Origin of the sequence: Nocardioides marmoribigeumensis, from assembly GCF_031458325.1 — a bacterium.
Taxonomy (GTDB): Bacteria; Actinomycetota; Actinomycetes; order Propionibacteriales; family Nocardioidaceae; genus Marmoricola_A; species Marmoricola_A marmoribigeumensis.
Genome location: NZ_JAVDYG010000001.1, coordinates 3,501,121 through 3,516,124, shown reverse-complemented (window position 1 = coordinate 3,516,124; position 15,004 = coordinate 3,501,121). Strand labels below are relative to the sequence as shown.

Here is a 15,004-nt window from a genome sequence, read left to right as displayed (position 1 = left end):
AGGGGCGCGGGCTAGGTTGGCGGGCGTGGCACTCGAGCACGGCGCCGCGGCCGCCAAGACGGCGCTGCGCGACCAGATCCTGACCGCCCGCGGGCGCCGCTCGCTGCTGCAGCAGCGCGAGGACGCCGAGGCGATCGCGAGCCACCTCCTGGCCTGCACCCCCGTGCGCCGGGCCGCCACCGTCGCGGCCTACGTCTCCGTCGGGCGCGAGCCCGGGACCGGCCCCCTGATCGACGGCCTCCGGGCGGCCGGCAAGCGCGTCGTGGTGCCGGTGCTGCTCGGCGACAACGACCTCGACTGGGCCGAGTACACCGGCCCGGACGACCTGGTCAGCGGCGGGCGCGGGACGCTCCAGCCGGCGACCCGCCGGCTCGGCCCGGAGAGCATCGGCACCGCCGACGTCGTCCTCACCCCCGGCCTCGCGGTCTCCACCGAGGGCCACCGGCTGGGGCGCGGAGGCGGCTCCTACGACCGAGCGCTGGGCCGGGTGCCGGTCGGCACCTTCACCTGCACCCTGCTGTACGACGGGGAGTGGCCGCTCGAGGTGCCCGTCGACCCGCACGACCGGCGGGTCACCGCCGTGGCGACTCCGGGCGGGGTCAGTCCCTGCGGGCGGGCCTGAGCACCAGCACGTCCTCGGCGGCGGCCCGGACCGCAGGGGGGGTGAACGGCCACGGGCGGGTGCGCCCGGCGGCCCACAGGTCGGTCTGGTCGGTGTAGTGCGCGGAGAACGCGTGACCGCTGGCACCGGTCAGGTTGACCCACGAGGAGTCGTCGAGGTCGGCCAGGGAGACCACCATCCGCATCGACGGGGCCGCGGTGACCGTGAAGCCCTCGCGCACGTCCCACCCGGTCGCGTCGACGGTCCCGGGACCGCCCCCGACGTGCCACCCACCGCGGTCGAGCAGGCGCCGGACCAGCCCGTTGCCCCACTCGCCGAGGGTCTGGTCGCGCAGCTCGAGACGGTGCTGGTGGCCCCAGGTCCAGCGCGCGGCCCGCCGCGACTGCAGCCGGGTGAGCTCGTCTCGGGCGGCGCGCATCGCCTCGCGGAGCACCGTGTCACGGTCCTCCACCACGTCGGTGCGGACGTCGTCCCACCAGTGGCTGCGCGGCTGGTCGAGGATCGAGCGCACCACCTCGAACCACCGCTCGCCGCCGTTGATCGGCACCGACGCCGGGAGCTGGTCGCCGAAGGTGAGCAGCAGCAGCTGCCTCCACACCGCGTTGTAGTAGGCGGCGGCCGGCGACCGTCGCGGCTGGGTGTGGTCCCAGTGCTCGAGCAGCCTGGGGCCGGCGGAGTAGTAAGGGCCGCCCACCCCGACGCGCAGCAGGTAGGGCACGAGCACCGCGGCGAAGTCGTTGCGGGAGTCGAGCTGGAGCGCGCGCAGGTCGTCGGCGGTGACCTTGCCCCCCGTGCCGAGGTCCTCGAGCACGTCGCGGATGCGCTGGCTGCGGTAGCCGTAGCCGTTGGTGGTGACCAGCCCGGGCAGCGTCGGGGGCGTCAGCGGTGGCTGGTTGGCCGAGACCACGAGGCCGTCGGCCGGGTCGAGCTCGGAGGGCAGGTCGTCGAACGGGACCGTGCGACGCGACCAGTCCAGTCGCGGCAGCCAGCCGGGCTTGGCGTCCGCACCGGAGACGTCCCGCGGGCGCATCGGGAGCCGCCCGGCGACCTGGAGGCCGATGTGGCCCGCGCGGTCGGCGTAGACGACGTTCTGCGCCGGAGCCGCGAACCCGCGCAGTGCCTCGCGGAAGGACTCCCAGTCGGTGGCCCGGTCGAGGGCGAGGATCGAGGCGGCGGTGCGGGACGGCCGGAGTGCGGTCCAGGCGAGCGAGACCGCGTAGGGGCCGTCGGGGGCGGTGGACCCCGGCCTGCCGAAGCCCCCGTCGGGCGCGTTGGCGCCGACCGTCGCGTAGGTCTGGCCGACGTCGGAGAGGACGGGGCCGTGGACCGTCGACCGGACGGTGAAGGTGTAGGCGTCCTCCCCCGCCACCCGGATCGTCTCGGTGCGGCGGGCGAAGGGGACCCACCGCGCCCCGCGGCGGTAGCGGTCGCCGTCCACGCCCTCGAGGTAGAGGTCGGTGGTGTCGGGCCGCAGGTTGCTCATCCCCCAGGCGATGTCGCGGTTGTGGCCGATCACCACGCCCGGGAACCCCGCGAAGGTGAACCCGCTGACGTCGTACGGGCAGGCGTCGCCGTAGGGCTCGCAGTGCAGCCCCATCTGGTACCAGACACCGGGCAGGCTGGTGGTCAGGTGCGGGTCGTTGGCCAGCAGCGGCTCGCCGGTGGCGGAGTGGGTCCCGTCGACCGCCCAGGCGTTGCTACCGATCTCCGCGCCGGCACCCACCGCCACGGGCAGGTGGTCGAGCGCGTCCCGGACGCGGACGAGCGCGGCCAGGGCCGGGACGCGTCCGGCCGTCGTGGCCGGAGCCGGGCGGCCCGCCGCGCGTCCCGGGATGGCCGTGGCGTGGCGGTCGTAGGGGTAGTCGGGGTAGAGCTCGTCGATCTCAGCCGGGTCGAGCCGGGTCGACATGAGCGCCCGGTCGACCTCGTCCTGCATGTCACCGCGCAGGTCCCAGGCCATCGCCTTGAGCCACGAGACGGAGTCGGCGGGGGTCCACGCCTCCGGCGAGTAGTCGAGGCCACCCAGGGACAGCAGGGTGTACTCCAGGGCGATGTCGCCCGGTGAGCGGTCGGCGAGGTAGGCGTTGACGCCGTCGCTGAACGCCGCGAGGTGGGCCTGCGTGTCGCGGTCGAGCTGGGCCACCTCGCGCTCCGCGACGCGCCGCCACCCCAGGGCCCGCACGACCTTGTCGGCGTCGAGCGTCCTGGAGCCGAACAGCTCCGAGAGCCGGCCGGCCGTGAGGTGGCGCCGGACGTCCATCTCGTAGAACCGGTCCTGCGCCTGCACGAACCCCTGCGCGAGGAACAGGTCGTGCGGCGTGGAGGCGTAGACCTGCGGGACGCCGGCGTCGTCGCGCAGCACGCGGACCTCGTGGTCGAGGCCGGGCAGGTCGAGGGTCCCCGTGGTCTGCGGGAACGAGGCGCGGACCGCCCGCACCGCCGAGACGCTGCCGGCGACCAGGAGCAGCGCCACCGCGAGGGAGGCGTACGCCGACCAGCGCACCCAGCGCGGACGGCCGAGCCACGTGCGACGAGGAAGGGGCGAGGGTCGTGCCTCGTCCGGGCTCACCCCGGCCCGCTCAGCCGACGCCGGCGCCGGCGGTCGACCCGCCGGAGGAGCCCGAACCCGAGCCCGAACCCGAGCCCGACGGCGTGCCCGTCGTGCTGCTCTTCTCGCTCGAGCCGGAGGAGCCACCGGTGGTGGAGCCGGAGGCGGTGGTCGTGCCGCCCGTGCTCGGCTCGGTGGCGGAGCTGCTGCCGCGGCTGTCGGTGCGGTAGAAGCCGGAGCCCTTGAAGACCACGCCGACGGCGTTGAAGACCTTGCGGAGCCGGCCCTGGCACTCCGGGCACACGGTCAACGAGTCCTCGGTGAAGCTCTGCACCTGCTCGAAGAAGTGACCGCACTCGGTGCAGGAGTACTGGTAGGTGGGCACGGGGGTCCTCCGGGTCGACGGGGTGGGCGCTGGGACATGATCCCAAACAATCAGCAGGGCCGGGAATCATCCCCTTGTGGAGAGACCGGGCGGGCGTCGCCGGGGGCTCCTAGCGTCCGCTCCATGGCCCCCTCCACCCCGCCCACGACGTCGCCCACCGGGCCGCTCGCCTCGTCCTCGGTCCGCCGTCGGCTGCACCGCTTCGTGGTGCTGCGCCGCCGGTGGCTCGCCGCGGGCCTCGCCTGCCTCGCGGTGCTGGTGGGCCTCCGCGGGACCGATCCCCCACCTCCCCCGACCAGGTCCGTCGTCGTCGCGGCCCGTGACCTGCCCGGTGGCGGCGCGCTCGGGGCCGGGGACCTCGTCGTACGCCGGCTCCCGGCGGACGCCGTGCCGTCCGGCGCCACGGCGGTCGTCGCCGACCTGGCCGGACGCACCCTCGCCGCCCCCGTCCGCGCCGGCGAGGTGCTCACCGACCGGCGGTTCGTCGCCCCGTCGCTGGTGGCGGGCTACCCCGGGCTCGTCGCGGTCCCGGTGCGGGTCGCCGAGGCGGGCGTCCTGAGACTGCTCCGCCCGGGCGACAGCGTCGACGTGCTCGCCGCGCCCGTCCAGGGCGCGGGCCGGGCCTGGGTCGTCGCGCCCGACGCGCAGGTCGTCACCGTCCCCGACGAGGACACCGGGCGGGCCTCCTCGGTGGAGGCGGTGGGCGGGGGCCTGGTGGTCCTGGCCGTCCCACCCGAGCAGGTGGAGAGCCTGGTGGCGGCGGCCGGGTCGCGGCTGCTCACGGTCACCTGGAGTGGCTAGTGTGCTGGTGTCCTACCCACCCCACCCATCCCAGGGGGAACACTCATGAGTGGCTTCAAGGCCTTCCTGCTGCGCGGCAACCTCGTCGAGCTCGCCGTCGCGTTCATCATGGGCGGCGCCTTCGCCACCGTGGTGACCGCCTTCACCGCCCTGATCCTCGGCATCGTCGCCAAGATCGCCGGCGGCAACCCGGACTTCACCAAGTGGAAGCCGGGCCACCTCCCCGTCGGTGCGTTCCTCACGGCGCTGATCGCGTTCGTGATCCTCGCCGCGGTCGTCTACTTCTTCGTGGTCCTGCCCTACCAGAAGGCCAAGGACCGCTTCTTCCCCACCGAGGTCCAGGAGGAGGGCGTCTCGGAGGACATCGCGCTGCTCACCCAGATCCGCGACGTGCTCGTCGCCCAGGGCGGCACCACCGGAGGCACCACCGGCGGCATCCCGCCTGCCGGCGTCTGACCGAGACCCTCGACGTCCCGTCCCACGCGGCTCAGCCGTGGTGGGGCGGGACGTTGCGCTTCAGCTCGGCGTCGCGGTCGCGGGACTCGACGGGCTGCTCGGGGTCCCGGTCGTCGCGGGTCGACTCGGGCAGCACCTCGCCGAACACCTCGGCCCGTCGACGCGCGCGCCGGCGTGCCTCCTCGGCGTCGAGGGCGGCGTCCTCGCCCGGCCGGTCGCGGGGCTCGCCGCTCACCGCAGGGCGCCGGCGCGCGGCGGGAGCTCGAACCACGTGGCGTCGAGGGAGTTGCGACGCGGCATCCAGCCGGTCGCGTGGGTGAAGCTCGTCGAGCTCACCCGCAGCGACCGCTGCAGCGGCTCGAGGCGGTCCCCGCCCAGACGGCGGCGCAGGGGCCCCAGGAACGCACCGCGGTCACGGCCGACCGCCGCGGCCAGCCGGTCGGCCAGCTCGCTGCGCCGGACCGGGTCGGCGCCCACGTTGTAGACCCCCGACCCGATGGTCATCGCGGCCTCGATCGCCGGGCCGACGTCGTCGCTGTGGATCAGGTGGACGAAGCCCTCGGGCTCCCCCACCGCGACGGCCTTGCCCCTGGCCGCCTTGCGCAGGGAGTGCTCGGTGTGGTGGCAGTCGCCGACCAGCTGGCCCATCCGGAGGATGACGCCGGTGTGGCAGGGCTCGGCGGCGAACTCCTGCACGGCCAGCTCGCCCTCCGAGGCGGGCTCGGTCGCCGAGGTCACGCAGACCGGCGAGCCCTCGGTGATCCAGTCCTCGCCCTGGTCGGCGTAGACCAGGGAGGCGCTCTGGGCGACCACCCGGCGTACGCCGGCAGCCCGGGCGGCCTCGAGCAGCCGCTGGACGCCGAGGGTGAGGGTCAGGTCGTGCAGCCGCCAGTCACGGCTCCACGCGGCGACGGAGAAGCCCGGCGGCGCAGGGGGCGTGAGGTGGAGCGCGACGTCGCAGCCGCTCAGCAGACCTGCCATGCGGTCGACGTCGAGGAGGCTGCGCATCGAGCGCCCGAGGCTGACCACCTCGTGTCCCGCGTCCTGCAGCCACGGGACCGCACAGCACCCCACTGCGGAGCCGGCGCCGGCGACGGCCACCCTCAAAGCGCAACCTCCTGGTCGGGACAAATCCGCCCCATCATGCGGTAACAGGTTGGTCACGGCAAGCCCGCCACGTGGTGTTCGTCACGCAATTCCTGCGGCCTGCGACGCATGTGACGCATGTTTCCGCGCCATGGCACCGCTAACGCACCGAATCATAAAGAGCGACCGTCTGCTCGGCGATCTGCGCCCAGGCGAACTGCTCCACCGCGCGCCGCCGTCCGGCGGTGCCCATCGCCTCGGCGCGGACGGGGTCGAGCGCCACCGCGTCGACCGCCTCGGCGAACGCGCGCTCGAACCCGGCCGGGTCCTGCGGGTCGAGGTCGACCAGCAGCCCGGTCTCGCCGTCCTGCACCACCTCGGGGATGCCGCCGATGCGGGAGGCGACCACGGCGGTCTCGCAGGCCATCGCCTCCAGGTTGACGATGCCGAGCGGCTCGTAGACCGACGGGCAGCAGAAGACCGCCGCCCCGGTGAGCACCTGGCGGACCTCCTCGCGCGGCAGCATCGTCGACTCGACGAAGACGCCGTCGCGGGAGGCCCGCAGGTCCGCGATCGCCTCGTCGGTCTCGGCCTTGAGCTCCGGGGTGTCGGCGGCCCCGGCGAGGAGCACGAGCTGGATCGACGGGTCGAGGTGCAGCCCGGCGCGCAGCAGGTGCGGGACCCCCTTCTGGCGGGTGATCCGGCCGACGAACGCGAGGTAGGGGCGGTCGGGGTCCACCCCCAGGCGGTCGAGCACGGAGCGGTCGGGGTCGGGGCGGTAGAAGTCGGTGTCGATGCCGTTGTGGATCACGTGCACCCTCGACGGGTCGACGGCCGGGTAGGCGTCCACCACGTCGGCCGCCATCTGGTGGCTGACCGCCACGACCGCGTCGGCGTTCTCGTACGCCGTCCGCTCGGCCCAGGTGGAGACCTGGTAGCCGCCGCCCAGCTGCTCGGCCTTCCACGGCCGGTGCGGCTCGAGGGAGTGCGCGGTCATGACCAGCGGGACGTCGTACAGCAGCTTGCCGAGGTGTCCCGCCATCCCGGCGTACCACGTGTGCGCGTGGAGGACCTCGGCCTCCGACACGGCCGCCGCCATCTCCAGGTCGGTGCTGAGCACCTGCAGGGCCGCGTTGGCCCCCGCGAGGCGCGGATCCTTCTCGGAGTGGGCGGTCGCGCCCTCGCGTGGCTCGCCCATGCAGTGGACGTCGACGTCGATCAGCCGGCGGAGCTCGCGGACCAGGAAGTCGACGTGGACACCGGCTCCGCCGTAGACGTCAGGAGGGAACTCGCGGGTCAGGATCGCTGCGCGCATGGCTTCAACGTAGTCGCGCGGCTAGGTTGAGGACATGGTTCGCGTCTTGAGCATCGTGCTGGCCGGAGGCGAGGGGAAGCGGCTGATGCCGCTGACGGAGGACAGGGCCAAACCGGCCGTGCCGTTCGGAGGGTCCTACCGCCTCATCGACTTCGCCCTGTCCAACCTGGTCAACGCAGGGTTCCGCCACGTCGCGGTCCTCACGCAGTACAAGTCGCACTCGCTCGACCGCCACATCTCGCTGACCTGGCGACTCGCCCCGATGCTCGGGCAGTACGTCGCCCCGGTGCCGGCCCAGCAGCGTCGCGGCCCGCGGTGGTACCAGGGCAGCGCCGACGCGATCTACCAGTCGATGAACCTCATCCGCGACGAGCAGCCGGAGTACATCGTCGTCTTCGGTGCCGACCACGTCTATCGCATGGACGCCTCGCAGATGGTCGCCGCGCACATCGAGTCGGGGGCCGACGTGACCGTCGCCGGCATCCGCGTGCCGCGCAAGGAGGCCTGGCAGTTCGGGGTGATCAAGACCGGCGAGGACGGCATCTCGATCGACGAGTTCCTCGAGAAGCCGGCCGACCCACCCGGGCTGGTCGACTCCCCCGAGGAGTCGTTCGCCTCGATGGGCAACTACGTCTTCACCGCCAAGGCGCTGGTCGAGGCGCTCGAGCGGGACGCCGCCGACCCCTCGTCGCGCCACGACATGGGCGGCGACATCATCCCGATGATGGTCGACGACGGCCGCGCCGCGGTCTACGACTTCAAGCGCAACGAGGTGCCCGGCTCGCTGCCGCGCGACCGCGACTACTGGCGCGACGTCGGGACGATCGACAGCTACCACGAGGCGCACCTCGACCTGGTCTCCGCGGTCCCGGTGTTCAACCTCTACAACACCGAGTGGCCGATCTTCACCCACCACAGCGAGCTGCCCGGCGCGAAGTTCGTCTCCGGCGCCGCGGTGCGCGACTCGATCGTCTGCGCGGGCTCGATCGTCTCCGGCGCCTCGGTCGACGCCAGCGTGGTCGGGATCCACGGCTACGTCGCCGACCACGCGACCGTCTTCCGCAGCGTGCTGCTCGACAACGTCCAGATCGGCAAGGGCGCGGTGGTGCGCAACGCGATCATCGACAAGAACGTCGTCGTCCCCGACGGCTGCCTGATCGGGGTCGACCACGACGAGGACCGGCGTCGGGGCTTCAGCGTCTCCGAGGGCGGCATCACCGTCATCGGCAAGGGCCACGTGATCGAGAAGTAGCCGATTTGGGCAGCCACCGGCCCTCCCCGACAATGGCCTGATGCCCTCCCGCTCGTCCCTGTCCCCGCACGTCTGGGTCCGCCACGAGACCCGCTCGACCGAGCGCCGCGCGCCGGTCGTCCCCGACGACGTACGCCGCCTGGTCGCCTCGGGCCTGCGCGTCACCGTCGAGGAGTCGCCCCAGCGCGTCTTCGACCTCGAGGAGTACGCCGAGGCCGGCGCGTCGACCGCCGCCACCGGGTCCTGGGTGGACGCCCCCGAGGACGCCTGGGTGCTCGGCATCAAGGAGCTGCCCGACGAACCCGCCGAGCTGCACCACCGCCACATCTACTTCGCGCACTCGTTCAAGGGCCAGCACGAGGCGGTCGACACGCTGACCCGGTTCGAGAAGGGTCGCGGGCAGCTGTTCGACATCGAGTACCTCACCGACGACAACGGCCGCCGCGTCGTGGCGTTCGGCTACTGGGCGGGCTACGTCGGCGCCGCCCTGGGCGTCCTCGAGCTCGCCGGGGCGCTCGAGACGCCGCTGGCGCCGACCGACCAGCCCACCCTCGACGCCGCGGTGAAGGCCACCGGGCTCGACCCGGTCGACACGCTGACCGTCGTGACCGGGGCCCGCGGCCGCTCGGGCCGGGGCGCGGTCGACGCGCTCGCCGTCGCCGGGCTCGCCCCGATGCGCTGGGACCGCTCGGAGTCGCGCACCCGCGACGTCTCCCACCTGCTCGGACACGACCTGCTGGTCAACTGCGTGCTCACCACCGTGCCGACGACGCCGTTCGTCACCAGGGACGACCTCGACCGGCGCCGCCGCCTGCGCGTGCTGGCCGACGTGACCTGCGACGTCACCTCCGACACCAACATGCTGCCGGTCAACACCTCGATCACCTCGTGGGAGTCCCCCGTCCGCCGGGTGACCGGCCCCGAGGGCGGCTGGATGGACGTCATCGCGGTCGACAACCTGCCGTCCCTGCTCCCCCGCGAGGCCAGCATCACCTTCTCCGCCGACCTGACCCCCCACCTCCTCGGTCTCGGCGACCACCCGCCCGTCGGGCCCTGGGCCGCCGCCGCCAAGGCGTACGACGACGCGGTCGGCCGCCTGCCCTGACCCGCCCGCCCGGGGAAGCCGGTGGCAGGTGGAGGCGGGTGGGTCAGGCGATGGAGGCCCGGACCGCCTCGAGCAGGAGGTCGACGTCGTCCTCGGAGGCGACCAGCGGCGGGGCGAGGCGGATGGTGCTGCCGTGGGTGTCCTTGGCCAGGACCCCGCGGTCCATCAGCCGCTCGCAGACCGCGCGGCCGGTGATCCCGCGGGAGACGTCGAGACCGGCCCACAGCCCGCGCACGCGTACGGCGTCCAGGCCGTCGCCGACCAGCGGCTGGAGGCCGGCGAGCAGGCGGGCCCCGAGGACGGATGCGCGCTCCTGGAACTCGCCGGTCTCGAGCATGAGGACGACCTCGTGGCCGATCGCGGCGGCCAGCGGGTTGCCACCGAAGGTCGAGCCGTGGGAGCCGGGGGTGATCACGCCGAGCACGTCGCGGTCCGCGGCCACCGCCGAGACGGGGTAGAGGCCACCTCCGAGGGCCTTGCCCAGGACGTAGACGTCGGGGACGACGTCCTCGTGGTCGCAGGCGAAGGTGCGGCCGGTCCGGGCGAGGCCCGACTGGATCTCGTCGGCCACCATCAGCACCCGCGCCTCGGAGCAGACCCGGCGGACCTCGCGCAGGAAGCCCTCCGGCGGGATCACCACCCCGCCCTCGCCCTGGATGGGCTCGAGGAGCACGGCCACGGTCGTGTCGTCGACGGCGGCGCGCAGGGCCGCGGCGTCGCCGTACTCGACCACGCGGAAGCCCGGGGTGTAGGGACCGTAGTGGTCACGGGCCTCGGCGTCGTCGGAGAAGCTGACGATCGTGGTGGTGCGGCCGTGGAAGTTGCCGCGCATGACGACGATCGAGGCCTGCTCGGGCGCGACGCCCTTGACCTGGTAGCCCCAGCGGCGGGCGACCTTGAGCGCGGTCTCGACCGCCTCCGCGCCGCTGTTCATCGGCAGGACCATCTCCTTGCCGGTCAGCCGGGCCAGGGCCTCGGCGAACGGCCCGAGCTGGTCGTTGAAGAAGGCGCGCGAGGTGAGGGTGAGCCGGTGCAGCTGGGTCTCGGCGCGGGCCACGAGCCGCGGGTGGGCGTGGCCGAAGTTGAGCGCGGAGTAGCCCGCGAGGCAGTCGAGGTAGCGACGGCCCTCCACGTCGGTGACCCAGGCGCCCTCGCCGGAGGCCAGCACCACCGGCAGCGGGTGGTAGTTGTGCGCGGCGTAGCGCTCGGTGAGCGCGATGTGCTCCTGGCTCGAGAGGGCCGTGCCCTCGTCGAACAGTCCCGACGTGGTCCCCGTGGTCGTCGTCATCTGCGCTCCCGTCGCTCTCCCCGTCCCTGCCGCCATGGTAGGCACGATGGGATCGGCGGCGTGGTCTCGACAGGCTCGACCGCCGAGGGGATCAGCGCACGCCGGCGCTCCGGGGCACGTAGATCGGCATGCCCTCCTCGCCGACGTACACGTCGAGGATCGCGTGGTGGGTGGTGTCGCCGGTGAAGCTCTGGTTGGCCACCAGGACCCGGCGCCCGCTGAAGGTCGCGCTCGACGGGGTGTCGAACGGGATCGCGGAGCCGTTGTCACCGGTGAACGGGGTCCCGGGGAACCGCCGCAGCTCGGTGCCGTCCGGTGCGACGACGGCGAGCTGGTTGGTCAGCCCGGCCAGCGAGATGTAGAACCGCCCCGACCTGCCGATGCCGAACCCGTCGGGCAGGTCAGTCGAGCCGCTGGTCCACAGGAGGCGCAGCGCCCCGGGCCGGCCGTCGGCGCGCAGCCCGAGGCGGAAGAGGTAGCCCTTGGTCGGGTCGAAGCCGGGCGCCGAGGTCGTCTGCTGGGTGAGGTAGAAGGCCTTGCGGGCAGGGCCCATCACGATGCCCGTGGTGCCGAACTCGTTGCCGGCCAGCCGCGGGTCGCGGAACCACGCCCGCGCCGTGCCGCCGCCCCTGGGCACCCGCCAGATGACTCCCTTGGCGTAGTCGGTGACGTAGAGCGCGCCGGTGGGACCCCAGGCGGCGTAGTTGGGGATCGAGCCCGAGGGGAGGCGGGAGTACGTCGAGAACCGGCCGGTGCGCACGTTCAGCCGCATGATCCGCCGCGTCGACTTCTCCAGCAGCACGAGCCGGCCGGCGGCGTCGTTGGTGGCGACCTGGACGCCGTGCTCCTGGCTGAGGTCCTGGCCCGGGACGGTCCACGAGCGCAGTAGGGCCCCCGACGGCGTCCACTCGTAGACACGCGAGCGCTGCGTGTCGCCCTGCGGGTTGGTGTAGGTGCCGGCGTAGACGCGTCCGGTGGTCGTGCTGACGTGGACGTACGCCGGGTAGCCGGGCCGGGCGACCCGGGCGAAGACCCGGGTGTCGAACTTCGCGCGGGTGGCGGCGCCGGTGGCCGGGACCGAGCCGGCCAGTGGCACGAGGACGGCGAGCGCGGCGGCGGCCGCGAACGCGCGCCTCACAGCCGCTCCAGGACCTCGACGGCGGCGCGCTCGCCGGCCCGCACGGCACCGTCCATGTAGCCGGTCCAGTAGGTCGAGGTCTCGGTGCCGGCCCAGTGCACCCGGCGGAACGGCCGCCACAGCGCGTCGGTGTAGGTGGTCAGCGCACCCGGCGCCATGGAGGCGACCGGGCTGCCGTAGGTCCACCGCTCGTGGGTCCAGTCGTGCTCGGTGTACTCGATCGGCTTGAGCGCCTGGTCGCCCACGATCTTGGCGAAGCCCTCGAGCACGGCCGCACGTCGCTTGGCCCGCGTCATCGTGCCGTAGCGACGCCACGTGGACCCGCCGACGAACGACAGCAGCACGCCCGGGGCGTCGGCCCCCGGCGGGGAGTTGTCGAAGCAGGTGAGCACGGCCCCGGAGGTGTTGAGGCCTGAGCCGGAGAGGCCCGCCTTGCGCCAGAACGGGGTCTCGTAGACCGCGTCGCACTTCATCAGCGTGCCCATCGGCATGCGCTGCAGCATCGCCATGCGCTTGACCGGCATCATCGGGAACCAGTCGATGCCCAGGACCGCGGCCGGCGGAGCGGCGACGACGACCCGCTTGGCCCGCACGACGCCGCGCGAGGTGTGCACGTCGACGTACGACGAGGTCTGGCGGATCCGCTGGACCGGCGCGTTGAGCGCCACCCGGTCACCGAGGATCCGGGCGAGCCGGATGGGCAGCAGCTGGGAGCCGCCGACGAAGCGGGCGTCCTGGGCGGCGTTGTCGGTGCCGGAGTTGCGGTCGAAGGTGCCGACGTGGCGCTCGTTGCCGGAGCACGCGGTGTACCAGAGGAAGAACAGGAACGACATCTCCAGCCCGTCGTTGCCGAACGCGGCCTGGAGGTAGGCCAGCAGCAGCTTCTGGGTCTGGGAGTTCATCTGCCCGGGCTTGGGCGGGACGACGACGTTGCGGCGCACCCACTCGTCGAGGGTCATCCGGTCCCACTCCCGGGCCTTGGGGTGGGTCCACGGGGCGCTGACGTCGATCTCGGCGGCGTAGCTGTTGATGTCGTTGATCAGCTTGAGCGCGTCGGCGATCGCGGGGTCGCCGGTCGGGACGGTGCCGGTGTACTCCTCCCGCTGGCCGAGGGAGTCGATGTAGACGTTGTTGCCCTTGATGTACTCCTGGAAGGTGTCGACCCCGAGCTGCCGGGCCAGGCGCAGCACGTGGTCCTGGGTCGGGCCCACGAACGCACCGCCCGCCTCGACCACGTGGCCCGTGCTGAGCCGGTGGTTGAGCAGCCGGCCACCCACCCGGTCCCGGGCCTCCACCACGAGGACCGACTTCCCGGCGTGGCGGATCTTGCGGGCGGCCACGAGGCCGGAGAGCCCGCCACCGACGACGACCACGTCGACGCGCGACGGCAGCCTGCCGCCCGAGGTGGCGGCGTCGGCCTCGACGGCTCCGGCGACGGTCAGCGCGCCGGTGGCGGCGAGCGCGCCGGCCCCACCGACGAGCGCGCGCCGGCTCAGCGCCGGGACCGTGGGAAGCTCTCCCGAGGTGGGCTCCTGCTCGGTCATGGTGCCTCCCTTGTCTCCCGGCGGGCCGGGTCAGAGCGATCTGGAGGAAATAAATATAAACACCTGTCAGGTTCCCGTCCAGATTGCTACGCTTCTCGCATGACGCCACCGACCTCCGAGACCGCCCCTGCGGTCGACCCCGGCGAGCCGCGCATGCGGCGGGTGCCCCAGCAGGAGCGCAGCCGCCGGCGGGTCGAGGCCATCCTCGACGCAGCCGCCCGGATCGTGGTCGCGGAAGGGGTCGACGCCGTCGGCACCCGGAGCATCGCGGATCTCGCTGGCGTCCCGGTGGCCTCGCTCTACCAGTACTTCGCCGACAAGGATGACATCCTGCTCGCCCTCGTGGAGCGAGACATGGCAGAAATGGATGAGCGGGTGGCGGCCCACGTCGGGGCCCTGCGACGCATCAGCCTGGAGAGCCTCGTCGAGGCCACGATCAGCGCCTTCACCCAGGTCTACGCCGAGCGGCCGGCCTTCGTGATGATCTACCTGCGCGGGCGCACCAACCAGGCGATCCGCGACTACGGCCGCGACCACAACCGCAAGGTCGCCGCGATGCTGTTCGGCTTCGCCGCCGACCTCGGCCTGACGATGCCCGAGGTGACCGTCCTCATCGCCGAGCTCGCCGTGGAGATGGGCGACCGGCTGTTCCAGCTGGCCTACGAGGAGACCCTCGAGGGCGACCCGGCGATCATCTCCGAGGCCGTCACCCTGCTGACCACCTACCTGCAGCGCTACGCCACCCCGGCCGGCCTGACCGGGATCGAGGTGTGACCCAGGCGCCCTGGGCCTCGGCGCGAGCCGAGGTCGTCGCCACCTGCCGCCGCGCCGCGGCGCAGGGGCTGGTCGTGGGCACGGCCGGCAACGTCTCGCTCGGCGTGGGCGACCACGTCGCGATCACCGCGACCGGAGCCGACTTCGCCACCCTCGAGGAGCAGCACGTCGTCCTGGTCGACCGGTCCGGGCGGCTGGTCGAGGGCGACCTCGAGCCCACCTCCGAGCTCGAGCTGCACCTCGGGATCCACCGGGCACACGACGAGCCCGTCGCGGTGGTGCACACCCACGCGCCGGTCGGGGTCGCGGTCTCCACCGTGACCGACACGCTGCCCGTCCTGCACTACCAGCAGCTCCTGCTCGGCGGGGAGGTCCGGGTGGCCCCGTTCGCCCCCTTCGGCAGCCCCGAGCTGGCCGCCCACGTGCACGCCGCCCTCGAGGGCCGCCAGGCCGCGCTCATGGCCAACCACGGGTCGGTCGCCTGGGGACCCTCGCTCGCCACGGCCCTCGACCACGCGGTGCTGCTCGAGTGGCTGTGCACCGTCCACCGCGACGCCTGCCTGATGGGCACGCCCCGCCCGCTCACCGAGGCCGAGCAGACCGCGGTCGTCGAGGCCGCCCTCACCCGTTCCTACGGCTCCACCCGAGCCGCCGGCAGCACCAGCACCACCAGCACGTAGGGGGAAGCAG

The 15,004-nt window shown here is 73.3% G+C and carries 15 protein-coding genes; 7 read left to right on the top strand and 8 right to left on the bottom strand.

Annotated elements, in window-relative coordinates; translation table 11 throughout:
• The first annotated feature begins 25 nt into the window (after positions 1 to 25).
• The gene (locus J2S63_RS16700; protein WP_310304564.1) at positions 26 to 622 is read left to right on the top strand and encodes a 5-formyltetrahydrofolate cyclo-ligase; all 597 of its coding nucleotides are present in this window, start codon (positions 26 to 28) and stop codon (positions 620 to 622) included.
• Here the strand turns inward: J2S63_RS16700 and J2S63_RS16695 are convergent.
• Both J2S63_RS16695 and J2S63_RS16690 read right to left on the bottom strand, forming a co-directional pair.
• A complete protein-coding gene (locus J2S63_RS16695; protein WP_310304561.1) occupies positions 600 to 3,191 on the bottom strand; it encodes a penicillin acylase family protein in 2,592 nt (863 codons plus the stop codon). The two genes, J2S63_RS16700 and J2S63_RS16695, sit on opposite strands and share 23 nt — an antisense overlap.
• A 10-nt stretch (positions 3,192 to 3,201) precedes the next feature.
• Positions 3,202 to 3,555: an FmdB family zinc ribbon protein gene (locus tag J2S63_RS16690; protein ID WP_310304559.1), complete on the bottom strand. Its 354-nt coding sequence runs from the start codon at positions 3,553 to 3,555 to the stop codon at positions 3,202 to 3,204.
• A gap of 123 nt (positions 3,556 to 3,678) precedes the next feature.
• Between J2S63_RS16690 and cpaB the strand changes: the two genes are divergently transcribed.
• Both cpaB and J2S63_RS16680 read left to right on the top strand, forming a co-directional pair.
• Positions 3,679 to 4,356, top strand: coding sequence for a Flp pilus assembly protein CpaB (gene cpaB, locus J2S63_RS16685; protein ID WP_310304555.1), 678 nt, complete (start codon positions 3,679 to 3,681; stop codon positions 4,354 to 4,356).
• A gap of 45 nt (positions 4,357 to 4,401) precedes the next feature.
• A complete protein-coding gene (locus J2S63_RS16680; protein ID WP_310304552.1) occupies positions 4,402 to 4,812 on the top strand; it encodes an MscL family protein in 411 nt (136 codons plus the stop codon).
• Between the two features lie 31 nt (positions 4,813 to 4,843).
• On the opposite strand, the gene J2S63_RS16675 is transcribed toward J2S63_RS16680, so the two are convergent.
• The 3 genes from J2S63_RS16675 to glgA form a co-directional block, all read right to left on the bottom strand.
• The gene (locus J2S63_RS16675) at positions 4,844 to 5,047 is read right to left on the bottom strand and encodes a hypothetical protein (protein ID WP_310304551.1); all 204 of its coding nucleotides are present in this window, start codon (positions 5,045 to 5,047) and stop codon (positions 4,844 to 4,846) included.
• Complete coding sequence (locus J2S63_RS16670) at positions 5,044 to 5,913, bottom strand: NAD-dependent epimerase/dehydratase family protein (RefSeq protein ID WP_310306728.1); 870 nt, start codon at positions 5,911 to 5,913, stop codon at positions 5,044 to 5,046. The genes J2S63_RS16675 and J2S63_RS16670 overlap by 4 nt, the downstream gene beginning before the upstream one ends.
• A 145-nt stretch (positions 5,914 to 6,058) precedes the next feature.
• Positions 6,059 to 7,213, bottom strand: coding sequence for a glycogen synthase (gene glgA, locus J2S63_RS16665; protein ID WP_310304548.1), 1,155 nt, complete (start codon positions 7,211 to 7,213; stop codon positions 6,059 to 6,061).
• 34 nt (positions 7,214 to 7,247) lie between these two features.
• Between glgA and glgC the strand changes: the two genes are divergently transcribed.
• Together glgC and J2S63_RS16655 are read left to right on the top strand one after the other, a co-directional pair.
• On the top strand, positions 7,248 to 8,465 hold the full coding sequence (gene glgC / locus J2S63_RS16660; protein WP_310304545.1) for a glucose-1-phosphate adenylyltransferase: 1,218 nt from the start codon (positions 7,248 to 7,250) through the stop codon (positions 8,463 to 8,465).
• 40 nt (positions 8,466 to 8,505) lie between these two features.
• Entirely contained in the window at positions 8,506 to 9,570 is a 1,065-nt protein-coding gene (locus J2S63_RS16655) for a Rossmann-fold NAD(P)-binding domain-containing protein (protein WP_310304542.1), read from the top strand.
• A gap of 43 nt (positions 9,571 to 9,613) precedes the next feature.
• Here the strand turns inward: J2S63_RS16655 and rocD are convergent, their stop codons facing one another.
• From rocD to J2S63_RS16640, 3 genes are all read right to left on the bottom strand, one after another.
• Positions 9,614 to 10,858 carry an ornithine--oxo-acid transaminase gene (gene rocD, locus J2S63_RS16650; RefSeq protein ID WP_310304539.1) on the bottom strand — a complete coding sequence of 415 codons (1,245 nt, stop codon included), beginning with the start codon at positions 10,856 to 10,858 and terminating at the stop codon, positions 9,614 to 9,616.
• 91 nt (positions 10,859 to 10,949) lie between these two features.
• Entirely contained in the window at positions 10,950 to 11,996 is a 1,047-nt protein-coding gene (locus J2S63_RS16645; protein WP_310304535.1) for an SMP-30/gluconolactonase/LRE family protein, read from the bottom strand.
• Positions 11,993 to 13,540, bottom strand: coding sequence for a flavin monoamine oxidase family protein (locus J2S63_RS16640; RefSeq protein ID WP_310304532.1), 1,548 nt, complete (start codon positions 13,538 to 13,540; stop codon positions 11,993 to 11,995). The genes J2S63_RS16645 and J2S63_RS16640 overlap by 4 nt, the downstream gene beginning before the upstream one ends.
• A gap of 99 nt (positions 13,541 to 13,639) precedes the next feature.
• On the opposite strand from J2S63_RS16640, the gene J2S63_RS16635 reads away from it, so the two are divergent.
• Together J2S63_RS16635 and J2S63_RS16630 are read left to right on the top strand one after the other, a co-directional pair.
• Entirely contained in the window at positions 13,640 to 14,314 is a 675-nt protein-coding gene (locus tag J2S63_RS16635) for a TetR/AcrR family transcriptional regulator (protein ID WP_310304529.1), read from the top strand.
• Positions 14,311 to 14,994 carry a class II aldolase/adducin family protein gene (locus J2S63_RS16630; RefSeq protein ID WP_310304526.1) on the top strand — a complete coding sequence of 228 codons (684 nt, stop codon included), beginning with the start codon at positions 14,311 to 14,313 and terminating at the stop codon, positions 14,992 to 14,994. Before J2S63_RS16635 ends, J2S63_RS16630 begins: the two co-directional genes overlap by 4 nt.
• Positions 14,995 to 15,004: the final 10 nt, after the last annotated feature.